The 17,106-nt window shown below is 69.3% G+C and carries 15 protein-coding genes; 2 read left to right on the top strand and 13 right to left on the bottom strand.

The window, feature by feature from the left end; genetic code table 11:
• Positions 1-38 precede the first annotated feature (38 nt).
• The 11 genes from tolQ to N788_RS11030 all read right to left on the bottom strand — a co-directional run bounded on the left by tolQ (position 39) and on the right by N788_RS11030 (position 9,801).
• The gene (tolQ, locus tag N788_RS10980; RefSeq protein WP_244444130.1) at positions 39-689 is read right to left on the bottom strand and encodes a protein TolQ; all 651 of its coding nucleotides are present in this window, start codon (positions 687-689) and stop codon (positions 39-41) included.
• 144 nt (positions 690-833) lie between these two features.
• Positions 834-1,232, bottom strand: a complete 399-nt coding sequence (ybgC, locus tag N788_RS10985; protein WP_034225030.1) for a tol-pal system-associated acyl-CoA thioesterase — start codon at positions 1,230-1,232, stop codon at positions 834-836.
• On the bottom strand, positions 1,229-2,266 hold the full coding sequence (ruvB, locus tag N788_RS10990) for a Holliday junction branch migration DNA helicase RuvB (RefSeq protein WP_034225031.1): 1,038 nt from the start codon (positions 2,264-2,266) through the stop codon (positions 1,229-1,231). Before ruvB ends, ybgC begins: the two co-directional genes overlap by 4 nt.
• A gap of 47 nt (positions 2,267-2,313) precedes the next feature.
• Positions 2,314-4,203: a potassium transporter Kup gene (locus tag N788_RS10995; RefSeq protein WP_034225033.1), complete on the bottom strand. Its 1,890-nt coding sequence runs from the start codon at positions 4,201-4,203 to the stop codon at positions 2,314-2,316.
• 31 nt (positions 4,204-4,234) lie between these two features.
• The gene (ruvA, locus tag N788_RS11000) at positions 4,235-4,831 is read right to left on the bottom strand and encodes a Holliday junction branch migration protein RuvA (protein ID WP_034225034.1); all 597 of its coding nucleotides are present in this window, start codon (positions 4,829-4,831) and stop codon (positions 4,235-4,237) included.
• Positions 4,828-5,355, bottom strand: coding sequence for a crossover junction endodeoxyribonuclease RuvC (gene ruvC, locus N788_RS11005; protein WP_034225035.1), 528 nt, complete (start codon positions 5,353-5,355; stop codon positions 4,828-4,830). The genes ruvA and ruvC overlap by 4 nt, the downstream gene beginning before the upstream one ends.
• Positions 5,352-6,083 carry a YebC/PmpR family DNA-binding transcriptional regulator gene (locus tag N788_RS11010; RefSeq protein WP_034225037.1) on the bottom strand — a complete coding sequence of 244 codons (732 nt, stop codon included), beginning with the start codon at positions 6,081-6,083 and terminating at the stop codon, positions 5,352-5,354. Before N788_RS11010 ends, ruvC begins: the two co-directional genes overlap by 4 nt.
• A gap of 66 nt (positions 6,084-6,149) precedes the next feature.
• Entirely contained in the window at positions 6,150-6,752 is a 603-nt protein-coding gene (locus tag N788_RS11015) for an esterase/lipase family protein (RefSeq protein WP_034225038.1), read from the bottom strand.
• A 37-nt stretch (positions 6,753-6,789) separates the two neighbouring features.
• Positions 6,790-8,565, bottom strand: a complete 1,776-nt coding sequence (aspS, locus tag N788_RS11020) for an aspartate--tRNA ligase (RefSeq protein WP_034225039.1) — start codon at positions 8,563-8,565, stop codon at positions 6,790-6,792.
• A gap of 200 nt (positions 8,566-8,765) precedes the next feature.
• Positions 8,766-9,440, bottom strand: a complete 675-nt coding sequence (locus N788_RS11025; protein ID WP_034225040.1) for a hypothetical protein — start codon at positions 9,438-9,440, stop codon at positions 8,766-8,768.
• 40 nt (positions 9,441-9,480) lie between these two features.
• Complete coding sequence (locus N788_RS11030; protein WP_034225041.1) at positions 9,481-9,801, bottom strand: FmdB family zinc ribbon protein; 321 nt, start codon at positions 9,799-9,801, stop codon at positions 9,481-9,483.
• A gap of 167 nt (positions 9,802-9,968) precedes the next feature.
• On the opposite strand from N788_RS11030, the gene N788_RS11035 reads away from it, so the two are divergent.
• Together N788_RS11035 and ggpS are read left to right on the top strand one after the other, a co-directional pair.
• Positions 9,969-11,225: an MFS transporter gene (locus tag N788_RS11035; RefSeq protein ID WP_034225042.1), complete on the top strand. Its 1,257-nt coding sequence runs from the start codon at positions 9,969-9,971 to the stop codon at positions 11,223-11,225.
• 20 nt (positions 11,226-11,245) lie between these two features.
• The gene (gene ggpS, locus N788_RS11040) at positions 11,246-13,603 is read left to right on the top strand and encodes a glucosylglycerol-phosphate synthase (protein ID WP_244444125.1); all 2,358 of its coding nucleotides are present in this window, start codon (positions 11,246-11,248) and stop codon (positions 13,601-13,603) included.
• Here ggpS and N788_RS11045 read toward each other — a convergent pair.
• Both N788_RS11045 and N788_RS11050 read right to left on the bottom strand, forming a co-directional pair.
• Positions 13,510-15,057 carry a sodium:solute symporter family transporter gene (locus N788_RS11045; protein WP_034225044.1) on the bottom strand — a complete coding sequence of 516 codons (1,548 nt, stop codon included), beginning with the start codon at positions 15,055-15,057 and terminating at the stop codon, positions 13,510-13,512. The genes ggpS and N788_RS11045 overlap by 94 nt on opposite strands.
• A 112-nt stretch (positions 15,058-15,169) precedes the next feature.
• Positions 15,170-17,074, bottom strand: a complete 1,905-nt coding sequence (locus N788_RS11050) for an ABC-F family ATP-binding cassette domain-containing protein (RefSeq protein ID WP_034225046.1) — start codon at positions 17,072-17,074, stop codon at positions 15,170-15,172.
• Positions 17,075-17,106 lie beyond the last annotated feature (32 nt).

Below are 17,106 nucleotides of genomic sequence, written 5' to 3' on the forward strand. Positions count from 1 at the left end.
GTACCTAACGTGGGACCGGGGCAGGCGGGGTTGGCCGCTTATTCCTCGATGTGGGTCTGTCGCTGCAGGATCGAGGAGAACTCCTCGGCGAAGGATTCGTAGCGCACGCTCAGGCGCTCGACCCGGGTGGCGAAGCGGTTGTAGGCCCAGACCGCCGGGATCGCCACGAACAGGCCGATGGCGGTGGCGAACAGCGCCTCGGAGATGCCCGGGGCGACGGCGGCGATCGACGCGCTCTGTTCGGTGGACAGGCCGTGCATGGTGACCATGATGCCGAACACCGTGCCGACCAGGCCCACGTAGGGCGCGGTGGAGCCGATGTTGGCCAGCAGCTCGAGGTTGTGTTCCAGGCGGTCGACTTCGCGGGCGAAGGTGGCGCGCATGGCGCGCTGGGCGCCCTCGAGCTGGGTGCGGCCGTCCAGGCCCTTCTTCTGGCGCAGGCGGGCGAATTCGCGGAAACCGGCCTCGAAGATGGCCTCCAGGCCCGACACCACCCGGTTGCGGTCGGTGGCGCTGCGGTAGAGCTGGGTCAGGTCGACGCCCGACCAGAAGCGCGATTCGAACTCGTCGGCATCGTCGGTGGCCTGCGAATACACCCGGTTCTTGCGGAAGATGATGACCCAGCTCAGCACCGAGCCAAGCAGCAGCAGGAGCACGATCAGCTGCACCGGCAGGCTGGCGTGGATCATCAGCTGCAGGTAGCTCAGTCCCTCGGCGGAGCCGGCGGCGGCCGCGGCGTCGGTGGCGGCCGGAACGGCCTCCACGGGCAGCTCGGTCACCGGGGCGGCGGCGAGGATCAGGGCGGTGGCTGGCGACATCGGGTGGACTCCGGATCAGGGGTTTTGCGCGAACAGCCACTCGGGCAGCGCGCGCGGTTTGAAGCTCGAAGCGACCAGGCAGGCGGCGCGAACCTTCGCGCCGACCAGGACCTGGCCGTCCCGGGTGACTTGTTGCGCGAACAGCAGGCTGGCGCGCCGGCGTTCGAGCAGTTCGACGGTCGCCTGGAGTTCATCGTCCAGGCGCGCCGGCTGGTGGAAATCAAGACTCATGTCGCGGATCACCAGCACCAGGTCCTCGCGGTCCTTGAGCTGCTGCTGGCCCAGCCCCATGGCGCGCAGCCACTCCGTGCGGGCGCGCTCGAGGAACCGGACGTAGCTGGCGTGGTAGACCACCCCGCCAGCGTCGGTATCCTCCCAATAAACCCTTATCGGGAAGCTGAACGCCGGTTTCATGGCTGTTCGAACAGGTCGTCGGGGGCCGGGGCCTTGCGCGGGGACTTCAGCCCCAGGTGGGTGTAGGCCTTGTGGGTGGCCATGCGACCCCGGGCCGAGCGCACCAGGTAGCCCTGCTGGATGAGGTAGGGCTCGATGACGTCCTCGAGGGTACCGCGTTCTTCGCTCAGGGCGGCGGCCAGGGACTCGACGCCGACCGGGCCGCCCTCGAAGTTGTCGATGATCATCTGCAGCATGCGCCGGTCGAGCTGGTCGAAACCCTCGCCGTCGATCTTGAGCATGGCCATGGCCTCGTCGGCCACCGGACGGGTGATGACGCCGCCGGCACGGACCTGGGCGAAGTCGCGCACGCGGCGCAGCAGGCGGTTGGCGATGCGCGGGGTGCCGCGCGAACGCCGGGCGACTTCCCCGGCGCCATCGGGCGCGCATTCGATGCCCAGGATCTGGGCGCTGCGGCGCACGATGCGGGTCAGCTCCTCGGCGCTGTAGAACTCCAGGCGCTGGACGATGCCGAAGCGGTCGCGCAGCGGTGCCGTGAGCAGGCCGGCGCGGGTGGTGGCGCCGATCAGGGTGAAGGGCGGCAGGTCGAGCTTGATCGAGCGCGCCGCCGGACCCTCGCCGATCATGATGTCGATCTGGAAGTCTTCCATGGCCGGGTACAGCACTTCCTCGACCACCGGCGACAGGCGATGGATTTCGTCCACGAACAGGACGTCGTGCGGCTGCAGGTTGGTCAGCAGCGCGGCGAGGTCGCCGGCACGCTCGATCACCGGGCCGGACGTTTGGCGCAGGTTGACGCCCAGTTCGTTGGCGATGACGTGGCTGAGCGTGGTCTTGCCCAGGCCGGGCGGGCCGAAGATGAGCACGTGGTCCATGGCCTCGGACCGGCCCTTGGCGGCCTCGATGGCGATCTTGAGCTGCTCGCGCACCGGCTGCTGGCCCAGGTAGTCGTCCAGCCGCTTGGGCCGGATGCTGGCCTCGGCGAGGTCGTCTTCGCGGGTGGCGGCGGGGGCGATGACGCGGGTGTCTTCCATGGGCAACGATTATGGCAGGGAAGCCCGGCCGTACGCAGGCCGGGCGCTCAGATGGCGACCTGGGTGCCCATTTCCACCAGCCGGTTGCCGGGGATGTGGAAATACTCGGTGGCCGGGGTCGCGTTCCGCGACATGAAAACGAACAGCCGGTCCCGCCACAGGGCCATGCCCTGGCCCGGACGGGCGACCAGGGTTTCGCGGCTGGCGAAATACGTGGTCTCCAGCGGCGGGAACGCCGGTCCCGGGACGGGCCAGTCGCGCAGCGCCCGCGGCACGTCCGGGTCCTCCAGGTAGCCAAAGCGCAAGCCCAGGCGCGCAAAGCCGTGCCCGAGGTCAACGTAGGCGACGCGGTCGCCTGCGTCGGCCCGCGGCACCTCCAGCACTTCCACGCTGAGCAGGACGTTGTATTCGTGCAGGACCTTGTTGTGCTTGAGGTTGTGCAGCATGGCCGGCGGCGTGAACTGGTTGGTCGGCGTCAGGAATATCGCGGTGCCCGGCACCCGGATCGGCGGATGCGCGGCCAGGTTGCCGACGAAATCCTCGATGCGCAGGCTGCCGCGGCCGACCTGGGCACGCACGAGTTCCCGGCCTCGTCGCCAGCTGCGCATCACCGCGAACGCAAGCACCCCCAGGGCCAGCGGGAACCACGCACCCTCGACGAACTTGACCACGTTGGCCGAGAAGAACGCGCCCTCGATCACCAGGAACACCGCCGCCAGCGGCCAGACCTGCCAGCCGCGCAGGCGCCACCGGACCTTGGCCAGGATCACCAGCAGCAGCGTGCTGATGATCATCGTGCCGGTCACCGACACGCCGTAGGCGACCGCCAGGTTGCTGGAACTGCCAAAACCCAGCACCACGGCGATGACCGCGAACAACATCGCCCGGTTCACCCAGGGCAGGTAGATCTGGCCTTCGCTGTGCGCCGAGGTGTGCACGATCTTCATGCGCGGCAGGTAGCCCAGCTGGATCGCCTGGCGCACCACCGAAAACGTGCCCGAGAGCAGGGCTTGCGAGGCGATGATCGTGGCCAGCGTGGCCAGCACGATCATCGGGAACAGCGCCCAGCTCGGCACCAATTCGTAGAACGGATTGGTCACCCTGCCTGGATGCGACAGGATGAAAGCGGCCTGGCCAAAATAGTTGAGCACCAGCGACGGCAGCACCAGTCCGACCCAGGCCAGGCGGATCGGGAACCGGCCAAAATGGCCCATGTCGGCATACAGCGCCTCGCCGCCGGTCACCGCCAGCACGATCGCCCCCAGGGCCAGCCAGGCCAACGCCCCGTGGTCGAAGAAAAAGCGCAGCGCCCAGACCGGATTGACCGCCTCGAGCACGGCAGGATGCTGGACGATCTCGACCAGGCCAAGGACCGCCAGGGCGAAGAACCACAGGCACGTAACCGGACCAAACACCTGCCCTACCCGCTCGGTGCCGAAGCGCTGCATCGAGAACAACAGCACCAGCACCGTCAGGGTGATCGGCAGGACGAAACGCTTGAGCTCGGGCGCCGCGACTTCCAGGCCTTCGACCGCCGAAAGCACGGAGATCGCCGGCGTGATGACGCCATCACCGAAAAACAGCGCGGTCCCGAAGATGCCCAGGATGCCGACCGTGTAGGCCATCGGCGCCGCCCGCGGCAGGCTGCGCTGCACCAGCGCGGTAAGCGCCAGGATGCCACCCTCGCCCTTGTTGTCGGCGCGCATCAGCACGACCACGTACTTGAGCGTGACCACCAGCACCAGCGACCAGAGGATCAGGGAAACCACGCCCAGGACGTTCTGGGGATCGGGCGCGATCCCGTAGTGCGGCCCGAAGGCTTCCTTGAGCGTGTAAAGCGGGCTGGTGCCGATGTCGCCGAACACGACGCCGACTGCGCCGACCACCAGGGGCCAGGTGCGCGGGACCGGGGCACCGGCGTGGGATGAGAGAGTCATGGGGCTGCCCGAAGGCGATGGGGAGGGGGTGTCAGCCGCGCAGCACCGATTTGAGGGCCTTGCGGATGATGTCTTCGGCGCTGTCGCCGGGTTCGGCCTGCTTGAGCATGCGCTGCACCTCGGCGGGCTTGTAGCCCAGCTGCTGCAGGGCCACCGAGGCTTCGGAGGCCGGGTCGGCCGGCACGGCGCCGGCGGCGCCCCCGAACACCGCCCCGCCGCCGGCGAAGTCGGCCGCGCGGTCGCGCAGCTCGACGACCATGCGTTCTGCGGTTTTCTTGCCGATGCCGGGGATGCGGGTGAGCGCGGTGATGTCGCCCGATTGCACCAGGCGCGCGAACTCGTCGACGCTGGCGCCCGACAGCACCGCCAGGGCGATCTTGGCGCCGACGCCGGTGACCTTCTGGACCTCGCGGAACAGGCGCCGCTCGCCCTCGGTCAGGAACCCGTAGAGCGCGACGCCGTCTTCCTTGACCGCGTAGTGCGTGGACAGCGTCACTTCCCGGCCCACCTCCGGCAGGTCGTAGAAGGTGCTCATCGGCGCCGAGAGCTCGTAGCCGACGCCGTTGACGTCCACCATCAGCTGCGGCGGCGACTTGTAGACCAACACACCCTTCAGTCGACCGATCATCGGCGTCTCCTCAGCATGGCAGCGGCCAGGCCGGTGCGGCCGGCCGTGGCGCTGGTGTGGGCATGGGTCAGGGCCACCGCCAGCGCGTCGGCGGCATCGGCCTGCAGTTTGCGCTCGCCCAGCTGGAGCAAAAGCTTCACCATGTGCTGGACCTGGTCCTTGTCGGCGGCGCCGTTGCCCACCAGCGACTGCTTGATCAGCCGCGGCGCGTATTCGTGCACCTGCAGGCCGCGACGGACGACGGTGGCGATGGCGGCGCCGCGGGCATGGCCCAGCTTCAGCGCCGACGTGGCCGACTTGGCCATGAACACCGATTCGATCGCCACGACCGTCGGCTTCCATTCGGCAAGCACGTCCTCGAGATCGAACACCAGCTTGCCCAGCCGGGCCGGGAAGTCGTCGGTGTCCACCAGCAGGTTCAGCGCCTGGCAGTGCACGTAGGCGCACTTGCCGGCCTTGTCCACGTCGACCAGGCCGATGCCGGTGCGCTGCGAGCCCGGGTCGATGCCGAGGATGCGGGTCACGTCCAGGCGACGTCGCCCAGGTCGGCGTTGTGGTAGACGTCCTGGACGTCGTCGAGGTCCTCGAGCATGTCGAGCATCTTCTTCACCTGCTGCGCGACCTCGCCTTCGACCTTGCTGTCGTTGTCGGCGCGCATCGTGACCTGGGCGTCGAGCGGCACGTGGCCGGCCGCGGTCATCGCTGCCTTGACTTCGTCGAAGGCCTCCGGCGAGGTCAGCACCTCGATGACGCCGTCCTCGGGGTAGCTGGCGACGTCGTCGGCGCCGGCCTCGATGGCGGCTTCGGTGATCGCGTCCTCGTTGCTCTCGGGGCCGAAGCTGAGCACGCCCAGCTTGCGGAACATGAAGGCCACCGAACCATCCGTGCCCAGGTTGCCGCCGCACTTGTTGAAGGCGTGGCGGACGTCGGCGACGGTGCGCACCTTGTTGTCGGTCAGGCAGTCGACGATGACCGCGACGCCGCCGGGCGCATACCCCTCGTAGCGGATTTCCTCGTAGCTCACGCCCTCGAGTTCACCGGTGGCCTTCTTGATGGCGCGTTCGATGACGTCGCGGGTCATGTTCACCGCCAGCGCCTTGTCCACCGCCACGCGCAGGCGCGGGTTGGCCTTGGGGTCGCCGCCCCCCAGGCGCGCGGCCGTGGAGATCTCGCGGATCACCTTGGTGAAAACCTTGCCGCGCTTGGCGTCCTGGGCGTTCTTGCGCCCTTCGATGGCCATCAATCTGCCCATGGAACCCAACTCTTCATGCAGTGGCGAAGCCGCGATTATACGGCCCGCCCCACGCAAGGCGCGGATTCAGGCCGGGAAGCGGCCGTCGCGCAGGTAGCCCGCCGCCAGGTCGGCCACGCGCCGGTCGAGCAGCAGGCCGGTATGGCTGTCGGGCAATACCCGGTGGTCGGCCAGGCCGGGCAGCCGGGTTTCCCACACCGCCACGGTGCCGTCGTTGAGTCCGTCGAAGTCGCCGAACAGCTTGCCCAGCCCCACCGGCTTGCTGCCGGCGATCACCGCCACTTCGCGCCCCGCCGGCAGGGCGGCCAGGCCGCTGCGCAAGAGGGTACCGCTGCGCCCGAGCCAGAACCCCAGGTGGTGCCTGGCCAAGCCGCGCGCCGCACCCGAGCCAGCCAGCGGCGAGCCCAGGCACAGCACGCGACCCGGCGGCAGGCCGGCATAGCTGGCGACGGTTTCCAGGGCCACCAGGCCGCCCAGGCTATGGCCCACCAGGTGCACCGGGCCGTCGTCCAGGGCCAGCAGGCGCCGGGCCAGCTTGTCGACGCTGGGCGCGGGCCCGTGCCACAGGCTGGCGTAGTCGAAGACTTCGGCGCGGTAGCCGAAACCGCGCAGGCGCCGGGCCAGCGGCCACAGCGTCAGGCCGCGCATCCAGACGCCGTGCAGCAGGATGACGCGGTCGCCGGTGGCCTCCGCGCGCGCCAGGGCCTCAGTCCTTCGGCACCGTGGCCTTGGGCACCGCCCGCACGTGCACTTCGGCCAGCTGCACCTCCGGCACCGGCGACGGCGCGCCGGTCATCAGGCACTGGGCGGTGGTGGTCTTGGGGAAGGCGATGACGTCGCGGATCGATTCGGTGCCGGCCATCAGCGCGGCGATGCGATCGATGCCGAAGGCGATGCCGCCGTGCGGCGGCGCGCCGTAGCGCAGCGCGTCGAGCAGGAAGCCGAACTTGGCCTCGGCCTCCTGCGCACCGATGCCCAGCAGGTCGAAGACCGCGCTCTGCATGTCCGGGCGGTGGATACGGATGGAGCCGCCGCCGATTTCATTGCCGTTGAGCACCATGTCGTAGCCGCGGGAGACCGCGATGCGGGCATTGGCCTTGAGCTCGGAAATGTCGTCGATCGCCGGCGCGGTGAACGGGTGGTGCAAGGCGACGTAGCGGCTTTCTTCCTCGTCCCACTCGAACATCGGGAAGTCGGTGACCCACAGCGGCTTCCAGGTGCTTTCGACCAGGCCGAAGTCCTTGCCGGCCTTCAGGCGCACTGCGCCCATGAAGTCGCAGACCTTGTTGTAGGCACCGGCACCGAAGAACACCATGTCGCCGGCCTGGGCACCGGTGGCCTGCAGCAGCGCGGCGAAGGCGGATTCGTCGAAGAACTTGGCGATCGGGGAATTGACCGCACCCGACTCATCGAGCTTGGCGTAGGCCAGGCCCTTGGCGCCGTACTTGGCGGCGTGCGCGCCGTACTCGTCGATCTGCTTGCGGCTCAGCGCAGCGCCGCCGGGGATGCGCAGCGCGGCGACGCGGCCGCCGTCTTCGTTGGCGGCGTCGGCAAAGACCTTGAAACCACAGTCCTTGACCAGTTCGGCCACGTCCACCAGTTCGAGCGGGATGCGCAGGTCGGGCTTGTCCGAACCGAAGCGGCGCATGGCCTCGGCCCAGGTCAGGCGCGGGAACTGCGCGTCGAGTTCGACGTCGATCACGTCCTTGAAGACCTCGCGGATCATGCCTTCCACGGCGTCCTGCACGTCGCGCTCGGACACCCAGGCGAACTCCATGTCCAGCTGGGTGAACTCGAGCTGGCGGTCGGCACGCAGGGCTTCGTCGCGGAAACAGCGGGCGATCTGGTAGTAGCGGTCGAAGCCCGCCACCATGAGGATCTGCTTGAACAACTGCGGCGACTGCGGCAGCGCGTAGAACTCACCCGGATGCAGGCGCGCTGGCACCAGGAAGTCGCGCGCGCCTTCGGGCGTGGCCTTGGTGAGGATGGGCGTCTCGATGTCCTGGAAGCCACGCGCGTCCAGCCAGCGGCGCAGCGACTGCACCAGCCGGATGCGGGTGCGCATCATCTTCTGCATTTCCGGGCGGCGCAGGTCGAGGTAGCGATACTTGAGGCGGATGTCCTCGCCGGCGTTTTCGTGCGCGTGGAAAGGCAGCGGTTCGGCCTTGTTGAGCACTTCGATGTCGGTGGCGACGACTTCTACCTTGCCGGTGCGGATGCGGTCGTTGACCGCGTGGCGCGCGCGCACGACGCCGGTGATGCGCAGGCAATCCTCGTAGCCGACGTCGGCGGCGGCCTTGACCACCGCGGCGTTGCCCTGCGCGTCGGACGGTTCGGCGACGACCTGGACGATGCCTTCGTGGTCACGCAGGTCGATGAAGCAGACGCCACCCAGGTCGCGGGCGACGTCGGCCCAGCCGCAGAGGGTGACGGTCTGGCCGATCATGGACTCGTCCACGAGGCCGCAGTAATGGCTGCGCATGCTGGCTCCGGAAATCATGGCGCGAGGGCGGGAATCCGCCCCCGGAAAAGCCCGTAATGGTAGGTCCTGGGCGATGCTCCGGCAAATCCCGGCCGTTCCGGACCCGTGCAGGAGCGCCTTCAGGCGCGAAGTGCTTCTTTGCCAATGGCAAAGTCAAAAGAATCGCGCCTGAAGGCGCTCCTACAAGGTGGTTGTGCGGGTCAGTCGTGGCCCCAGGGGGCCGGTGGCGGCTCGACCGGCTGGCTGAGGTCGAATTCGACCTGGAACAGGCGGCCGCCGGGGCGGGAGAGCTCGTAGAGGAAACGCTTGCCCGGCTCGATTTCCATGGCCCAGGTGTTCTGGATCGAGGCCTTGAGGCCCTCGCGGCCGAACATCGCCACCGATTCGGCATCCACCGGGAAACTCTGGCGCACCGCCGTCCCGGCGTCTTCGCTGTTGCCGCCGTACAGGGTCACCGGGTCCGGGCTGCCGTCCTGGTGGCGGTGGTCGTGCTTGAGGCGCAGGCCGGTCCCGGTGCGGGTGATGATCCACGTCCGGGAGTGGTCGTCCCCGACATGGAACGGCACTTTCAGCTCACCGGGCTCGCAGCTGCGCACGTGCATCACCAGCGGCTTGCCCTTGAACGGGTCATCACCCTCCGGCGGCGGCACGTCGGCGACGATGCGGCCGGCGAATGCCTGGCCGCAGTGCCTGGCCAGGCGCTTCATGAAGGCGTCCGCCGGCGCCAGCCTCGCGGTTTCCCCGGCAAGTGCGCCGGCATCGGGGCGGGCCTGGACCCGGGCCGTGTCGGCCTCGGGCTCGGCGGCACAGCCAGCGAGCACGAACAGGGACGGGAGCAACAGGTGCGGAAGCGTGCGGCGCAGGTTCGTCTTCATGCACCGACCGTACCCCGGGCCCGCGAAAGCGGGCAAGGCCTCAGGCCGCGGGCTTGCTGCCGGACCCACCCTCGGCCTTGGCCGGTGCCGGTTTGGCGTCGCCCTTGGCCGCGGCCGCCGGCTCGGGCTTGCTGGCCGGCTTGTCGCCGGCGTCGGCGAGGTTGCGCTTCTTGTCGCCGTCCTTCTTGAAGTCGGTTTCGTACCAGCCGGCGCCGGCCAGGCGGAAGCTGGGCGCCGTGAGCTGGCGGCGGACCTGCGCCTGGCCGCATTCGGGGCAGTCGGTGGGGTCGGCATCGGACAGCTTCTGCAGCCGGTCGAAGGCGTGGCCGCAGGCGCTGCATTCGAAGGCGTAGATGGGCATGGCTCTCAATCCGTGGAAGCAGCTGGGGGACCGCGCATTAGTGGGGGGACGGGCCCCGGATTCAAGCCCCGGGCCCGGCCCGGACCGGCAAGCACCTGAATGCTGTCGATTTTTTCCATTCATATCAATATGTTAGAATCCCGCGCTGTTTCGCGATTGGAGTTCCGATGATCCGCGTGGTCCTGCCGCTGGCCGCCCTGCTGGCGGGCGTGGCGCTGCTGCTGGCCGGCAGCGGCCTGCTGGGCACCCTGCTGGCCGTGCGCGGCAGCCTGGAAGGCTTCGACGGCCGCACCCTGGGCCTGGTGATGTCCGGCTACTTCGCGGGTTTTTTCGTCGGCACGTTCCTGGCACCCATGCTGATCCGGCGCATCGGCCATGTCCGGACCTTCGCGTTCTGCGCCGGCCTGGCCGCGATCGCGGTGCTGCTGCACCCGATCTTCGTCAACGCCCCGGCCTGGTTCGGGCTGCGGGTGCTCACCGGCATCGCCCTGGTCGGCCTGTACACGGTCATCGAGAGCTGGCTCAACGCCCAGCCCGATCCGGCCCTGCGCGGCCGGGTGTTCACCCTGTACATGGCGGTGAACCTGGGCGCGATCGCCGTCGGCCAGCTGCTGCTGGGCCTGGGCGAAGACGGCGGCTTCATGCTTTTCAGCCTGGTGGCGATCCTGATCTGCGCCTCGGCGCTTCCGGTCACGCTGACCCGACTGGCCCAGCCGAGCATCCCGGACACCCCGCGGCTGGGCCTGCGCAAGCTGTACGCGGTGGCGCCCGCGGCGACGCTGGCGGCGGGCATCTCCGGCCTGGCGATGGGCGCGTTCTGGGGCCTGGGCCCGCTGTATGCCGGCCAGATCGGCTTCGACCGCGAGGGCGTTTCGCACTTCATGATCGCCACCATCCTGGGCGGGGCCTTGTTGCAATACCCCATCGGCCGCCTGTCGGACCGGGTCGATCGCCGGATCGGCCTGGCCCTGGTTTGCCTGGTGGCCGCCGCGGTCGCGCTGTTGGCGCTGCTGGCGGGAGACTGGGGGCGCTGGCCGGTGTACGGCCTGTTCTTCGCGTTCGGCGGCATGGCGTTTTCGATCTACCCGATGAGCGTGGCGCACATGCTCGACACCCTGGCGCCGGAAAACCTGCTCTCGGGCTGCTCGAGCCTGCTGCTGGTGCATGGCATCGGCGCCGCCCTGGGCCCGGCGATCGCCGGCGAGCTGATGACGCGCAACGGCCCGGGGGCCCTGCCCGCCTATTTCGCGGCGGTGCTGGCGGCGCTGGCGGCCTTCCTGCTGCTGCGCCTGGCCGCGCGCCGCGGCCGGGCCCACCCCGCCCCCTTCCATCCGATGCTACGCACTACCCCGGGCGCGCTTGAACTGCTGCCGGAAACCCAGTCGGAGGCCGACCCGGCCTCCCCCGACAAGGAAACCTATTGAGCAACCAGAAAGGCGATTCCATGAAGTCCCCCAACGACACCCCCCGCATGGTGCTGGCCACCGACCTGGACGGCACCTTCCTCGCCGGCGAGCCCGGCCATCGCCAGCGGCTTTACCGCCTGGTCGACCAGCACCCGGGCATCCGCCTGGTGTGGGTCACCGGCCGCAGCCTCGAGGCGGTCATCCCGCTGCTTTCCGACCCTTCGCTGCCGCGACCGGACTACCTGGTCTGCGACGTCGGCGCGACGGTCGCCTGCGGCCACAGCCTGCAACCGCTGCAGCCGCTGCAGTCGGCCATCGACGCGCGCTGGCCGGGGGAGCACGTGGTGGCCGAAGCGATGCGCCGCTTCCCGGCGCTGCAGCGCCAGGACGTTCCCCAGGAACGCCGGTGCTCCTATTTCTGCGATCCCGACGTGCTGGCGCGGCACCGCGACGACATCGAGGCCGTCGCGGTTGAACTGGGCTGCGACGTGCTCTATTCCGCCGATCGTTACCTCGACATCCTGCCGCCGCGCACCGACAAGGGCCGTACGCTGATCGCGCTGGCCGAGCAGCTTGAACTGGCGCGCGACCACATCCTGGTCGCCGGTGACACGCTCAACGACCTGTCGATGTTCGACGCCGGCTTCCGCGGTGTCTGCGTCGGTCGCTCGGAGCCGGCCCTGCTCGAGGCCACCGCCCGCCACGAGCGCGTGCTGCATGCGAACGAACCCGGCTGCGGCGGCATCCTGGAGGCGATCGAACACTTCGACTTCCTGCCGGCCAACGACCCCTACGTCGATTCGCCGGCCTGCACCGGCAAGGGCCAGTCCGACCTGGTGATGGTCTACCACCGCCTGCCCTTTGACGAGTCGGTGGAAGACGGCAAGCGCGTGCAAAAACGCCACGCCTCGCCCAACGGCATCATCCCCAGCCTGCTGAGTTTCTTCGCCGGCGGGCAGTCCGGCTCCTGGGTGGCCTGGACCCTCGACGACGCCAAGCGCCCGGGCTTCGAGGCCCGCACGCCGGTGGACCCGGACCGCTACCCGAAGCTCACCGCCGCGCGGGTGCCGCTGGCCAAGTCGGAGGTGGACGCCTTCTACAAGCGTTTCTCCAAGGAAGCCTTCTGGCCGATGCTGCACACCTTCTGGGAGCGCGCGCGTTTCCGCGAGGACGACTGGAAGGTGTTCTTGAAGGTCAACCGCAAGTTCGCTGAGGCCGCCGCCGCCGAGGCCGCCCCCGGCGCCACCGTCTGGCTGCACGACTACAACCTGTGGATGGTGCCGGCGCGCCTGCGTGAACTGCGCCCGGACCTGAAGATCGCCTTCTTCCACCACACCTATTTCCCGTCGGCCGATATCTTCAACGTGGTGCCCTGGCGGCGCGAGATCCTGGGCAGCCTGCTCAGCTGCGACTACATCGGTTTCCACATCCCGCGCCAGGTCGAGAACTTCGTCGACGTCGTGCGCGGCGCGATGCCGGTCGAAGTGCTCGAACGCGAGGGCTGTGCGCCGCGCTTCCTGACCTACGGCTGCGCGGTGGGCCTGGAGTCGATGGTCACCCGCATGCGCGCCGGCGACCGCGAGGTCGGCCTGGGCGCGCACCCGGTCGGGACCGACGTGGGCCGGATCCGCGACGTGCTGGCCCAGCGCAGCACCCGCAACGAGATCGAGAAGCTTCGCCGCGAGATCAGCCCGCGCAAACTCGTGCTGTCGATCGAACGGCTCGATTACACCAAGGGCACGCTGGAGAAGCTCAACGCCTTCGAGCGGCTGCTGGAGGCCCAGCCACACCTGGCCGGCAAGGTCACGCTGTTGATGATCTGCGTCCCTGCCGCCAAGGAAATGACCATCTACCAGAAGCTGCAGACCCAGATCGAACAGGCGGTGGGCCGGATCAACGGCAAGCACTCGCGGCTGGACTGGACGCCGGTGCGTTTCTTCGCCCGCCCCCTGCCCTTCGAGGAAGTCGTGGCGCATTACGCCGCCACCGACGTGATGTGGATCACCCCGCTGCGCGACGGCCTGAACCTGGTGGCCAAGGAATTCGTCGCCACCCAGGGCATCGAGGGCGGCAAGGGCGTGCTGGTGCTTTCCGAATTTGCCGGCGCGGCGGCCGAGCTCAAGGGCGCGCTGCTGACCAACCCGCATGACCCGGCGGACCTGACCGCGGCCCTGGGCCAGGCCCTGGCCATGAGCCAGGACGAAGCCGAGGACCGCCTGCGCCAGCTGCACGGCATCGTCGAGAACTACGACGTGGATCGCTGGGGCAAGGACTTCCTGGCCGCGGTGCGCGGCCCGGACGGTCACCAGAAGGCCAGCACCAGGGCCGCGGTGGCCGAAGCCATGGCCAGGGCCGCGGGCCGCAGCCAGCCCGGCGAGGCCGACGCGGCGGCCTGATCAACCACCGCCAGCGCGGCGGGTGCCGGGGTTTCACCGGTGACCCGCCGCCAGGCGAAGGCGAACAGCAGCGTCACCACGAACAGCAGCCCGGCGACGATGGTGAAGTGCAGGTCCAGCCAGCCCACCTGGGTGCAGGCGAACCAGCCGGCACTCACGACGTGGCCGCAGGCGGTGGCGTAGAGCGCCGCGCGCGGGCCCAGCCCCTTGTCCAGGAACGCCAGCGCGAACACCGCCACCAGCGGCGGCGTGACGTAGGCGAAGGCCTGCTGCAGGTAGGCGAACAGGCCCGGGAAGGAGTCGATCATCGGCGCCCACAGCGCCGCCAGCGCCATCAGGGCCAGGGTGGTCCAGCGGCCCAGGCGCGCCAGCGCGCGGGTGTCGAGGCCGGGCCGGCGCGGCTGCACGAAATCAAGCGTGATCAGGGTCGAGGCGGAGTTGAGCGCCGAGTCCACGCTCGACATGATCGCCGCCAGCAGCGCCGCCAGCACCAGCCCGACCAGGCCCGCCGGCGCATAGTCGGCCAGCAGCCGCGGGAACACCTCGTCGCCGCGCTGCAGGTCCGGCAACAGCGAAATCGCCATCGCGCCCGGGATGACCATCAGGAACAGCGGCAGCAGCTTCAGGCCCGCCGCCAGCAGGGCGCCGCCGCCGGCCGCCTTCATGTCGCGGGCACCAAGCAGGCGCTGCGAGACGTACTGGTTCATCGTCCAGTAGTAGAACCCCAGGACCGGCAGGCCGATCAGCGTGCCCAGCCAGGGCAGGTGCGGGTCGTCGAGCGGCCGGATCAGGGAAAGATGATCGGCCGGCACCGCCGCCTTCACCGCCGCCCAGGAAAAATCGAACTCGGCGAACACCAGCCAAGCCAGCATGGCCGAGCCCGCGAGCAGCACCACCGACTGCAACACGTCGGTGTAGACGACGGCGCGCAGGCCGCCGGCGGCGGTATAGAGGCCGGCGAACACCGCCAGCGCGGCGATGGTGCCGCCCAGCGGCAGCCCGGGAAAAAACACCTGCAGCACCAGTGCGCCGGCGAACAGGCTGCCAGCGGTGTCGAGCACGATGGAAAGGAAGATCGACACCCCCGACAGGTACTTGCGCATGCGCGCGTCGAAGCGGCGCTCGAGCAGTTCCGGGAGCGTGGTGATGCGGTTGCCCAGCAGCGTCGGCGCGACGAAGACCGCGGTGAACACCAGCACCAGCGCCGCCATCCATTCGTAGTTGGCCACGGCGATGCCGCTTTGCCAGGCGGCGCCCGGCAGGCCGATCAGGGTGGTCGAGGAGATGTTGGACGCGAACAGCGACAGGCCGACGACGCCGGCACCCAGCGTGCGCCCGGCCAGGAACAGCTCGTCGCTGTCGGGGCTGCGGCGGCTGACGCGCAGGCAGACGGCGATGACGACCAGCAGGTAGACCGCCAGGACAATGTAATCGAGCGTTGCGAGCGCGCCCATGCCGGACAGGGAAACATGGACCGGCGGCGCGACTCAAGCCACGACGGTGCCTGTGGGAGGGACTTCAGTCCCGAAAAGCTTCGGGACTGAAGTCCCTCCCACAGGGGTTCGATCAGGCTTCGGCGATCTCGAGCTGGGCCAGCCACTCGGCTTCCAGCGCATCCTTCTCGGCGGCCAGCTTCTGCTGGCGCTGGGTCAGCTGGCCGACCTCCGAGCCGCCGTCGTTGCCGTAGATGGCCGGGTCGGCGAGTTGGGCCTCGACCTGGGCCAGCTGCGAGGCCAGCTCGGCGACCTGGGCCTCGAGCTGGCGGGCGCGGCGCGCGGCGGTGTCGAGTTCGTGCTTGCTGCGCGAGGGCTTGGGCGCGGGGGCCGGCTTGGCGGGCGCGGCCGCGGGCTTGGCCGGACGCGGGTCGTTGTTGCGGCTGCGCAGCCAGGCGGCGTATTCGTCCAGGTCGCCGTTGAATTCCTCGACGTGGCCGTCGGCGACGCGCCAGAAGGTGTCGCACACCAGGCCGATCAGGTGGCGGTCATGCGACACCAGCACGATCGCGCCCGGGAAGTCGGACAGGGCTTCGGCCAGGGCCTCGCGCATGTCCAGGTCGAGATGGTTGGTCGGTTCGTCGAGCAGCAGCACGTTCGGTTCGCGGTAGGCGATCAGCGCCAGCGCCAGGCGCGCGCGTTCGCCGCCGGAGAACCCGTCGACGTTTTCGAAGGCGCGATCGCCGATGAAGTTCCAGCGGCCCAGGAAGTTGCGCAGCTGCTGTTCGCCGGCGTTGGGGGCCAGTTCCTTGAGGTGCCACAGCGGGCTCTGGCCCTCGTGCAGGCTTTCGACCGTGTGCTGGGCGAAATAGCCGATGCGCAGGTCCGGGTGGGCGACGCGTTCGCCGTCCAGCAGGCGCAGCTCGCCCACCAGCGTCTTGACCAGCGTCGACTTGCCCGCGCCGTTGGGGCCGAGCAGGCCAACGCGGTCGCCGGCCTCGAGGCCGAAACCGACGTCCCTGAGTATCCTCGTGGGAGGGGCTTCAGTCCCTCCCACAGGGGCAACTGCGGGGTAGCCGGCGTCGCCGTGGTTGATGCGGATCAGCGAGTGCGGCAGCTTCGGCGGATCGGCGAAGGCGATGCGGAAGGCGCGCTCGGCGCGCACGGCTTCGGTGCCCTGCAGCTTGGCCAGCCGCTTGACCCGGCTCTGTGCCTGCTTGGCCTTGCTCGCCTTGGCCTTGAACCGGTCGATGAAGCTTTGCAGGTGGGCGCGTTCGGCCTGTTCCTTGTCGTGCGCGATCTGCTGCTGGCGCAGGTGTTCGGCGCGCTGGCGTTCGAAGCTGGTGTAGTCGCCGACGTAGAGCTTGGCCCGGCCCTCGTGCAGGTGCAGCGTGTGCGTGCTCAGGCCGTCGAGGAACTCGCGGTCGTGCGAGATCATCAGCAGGGTGCCCGGGTACTTGAGCAGCCACTGCTCGAGCCACAGCACGGCGTCGAGGTCGAGGTGGTTGGTGGGTTCGTCGAGCAGCAGCAGGTCCGAGGGCATCATCAGCGCCCGGGCCAGGTTCAGTCGCACGCGCCAGCCGCCGGAAAAGTCCGAGACCGGCTTGGCATGCGTTTCCGGCGGAAAACCCAGGCCGTGCAGCAGGCGCCCGGCGCGGGCGGTGGCGTCGTAGCCGTTGATCTCGGCCAGCCTCTGGTGCGCCTCGGCCACGGCGTTCCAGTCCTCGGCGGCGGTGGCCGCGGCTTCGGCCTGCAGCACCGCGTGCACCTCGGTGTCGCCCGAGAGCACGAAATCGATGGCCGCGTCGGGCAGCGAGGGCGTTTCCTGGGCGACCCAGGCGATGCGCACCTTGCCGGGCAGGTCGATGTCGCCCTGGTCGGCTTCCACTTCACCCAGCACGGCGGCGAACAGGCTGGACTTGCCGCAGCCGTTGCGACCGATCACGCCCACCCGCCAGCCGGCGTGCAGGGCCAGGTCCACCTGTGAGAGCAGCAGGTGTTCCCCGCGGCGCAGGGCGAAGTTGCGGAAAGCGATCATGACAGGCGCACAAGTAAAGGTCGGGTAGTCTA

Source organism: Arenimonas donghaensis DSM 18148 = HO3-R19 (assembly GCF_000743535.1).
Classification (GTDB): Bacteria; Pseudomonadota; Gammaproteobacteria; order Xanthomonadales; family Xanthomonadaceae; genus Arenimonas; species Arenimonas donghaensis.

Excerpts from the sequence above, each read along its gene's own strand:
- tolQ (WP_244444130.1), bottom strand. The coding sequence starts at position 689 with ATGATCCACGCCAGCCTGCCGGTGCAGCTGATCGTGCTCCTGCTGCTG.
- ybgC (WP_034225030.1), bottom strand. The coding sequence starts at position 1,232 with ATGAAACCGGCGTTCAGCTTCCCGATAAGGGTTTATTGGGAGGATACC.
- ruvB (WP_034225031.1), bottom strand. The coding sequence starts at position 2,266 with ATGGAAGACACCCGCGTCATCGCCCCCGCCGCCACCCGCGAAGACGAC.
- N788_RS10995 (WP_034225033.1), bottom strand. The coding sequence starts at position 4,203 with ATGACTCTCTCATCCCACGCCGGTGCCCCGGTCCCGCGCACCTGGCCC.
- ruvA (WP_034225034.1), bottom strand. The coding sequence starts at position 4,831 with ATGATCGGTCGACTGAAGGGTGTGTTGGTCTACAAGTCGCCGCCGCAG.
- N788_RS11010 (WP_034225037.1), bottom strand. The coding sequence starts at position 6,083 with ATGGGCAGATTGATGGCCATCGAAGGGCGCAAGAACGCCCAGGACGCC.
- aspS (WP_034225039.1), bottom strand. The coding sequence starts at position 8,565 with ATGCGCAGCCATTACTGCGGCCTCGTGGACGAGTCCATGATCGGCCAG.
- N788_RS11025 (WP_034225040.1), bottom strand. The coding sequence starts at position 9,440 with ATGAAGACGAACCTGCGCCGCACGCTTCCGCACCTGTTGCTCCCGTCC.
- N788_RS11030 (WP_034225041.1), bottom strand. The coding sequence starts at position 9,801 with ATGCCCATCTACGCCTTCGAATGCAGCGCCTGCGGCCACGCCTTCGAC.
- N788_RS11035 (WP_034225042.1), top strand. The coding sequence starts at position 9,969 with ATGATCCGCGTGGTCCTGCCGCTGGCCGCCCTGCTGGCGGGCGTGGCG.
- ggpS (WP_244444125.1), top strand. The coding sequence starts at position 11,246 with ATGAAGTCCCCCAACGACACCCCCCGCATGGTGCTGGCCACCGACCTG.
- N788_RS11045 (WP_034225044.1), bottom strand. The coding sequence starts at position 15,057 with ATGGGCGCGCTCGCAACGCTCGATTACATTGTCCTGGCGGTCTACCTG.
- N788_RS11050 (WP_034225046.1), bottom strand. The coding sequence starts at position 17,074 with ATGATCGCTTTCCGCAACTTCGCCCTGCGCCGCGGGGAACACCTGCTG.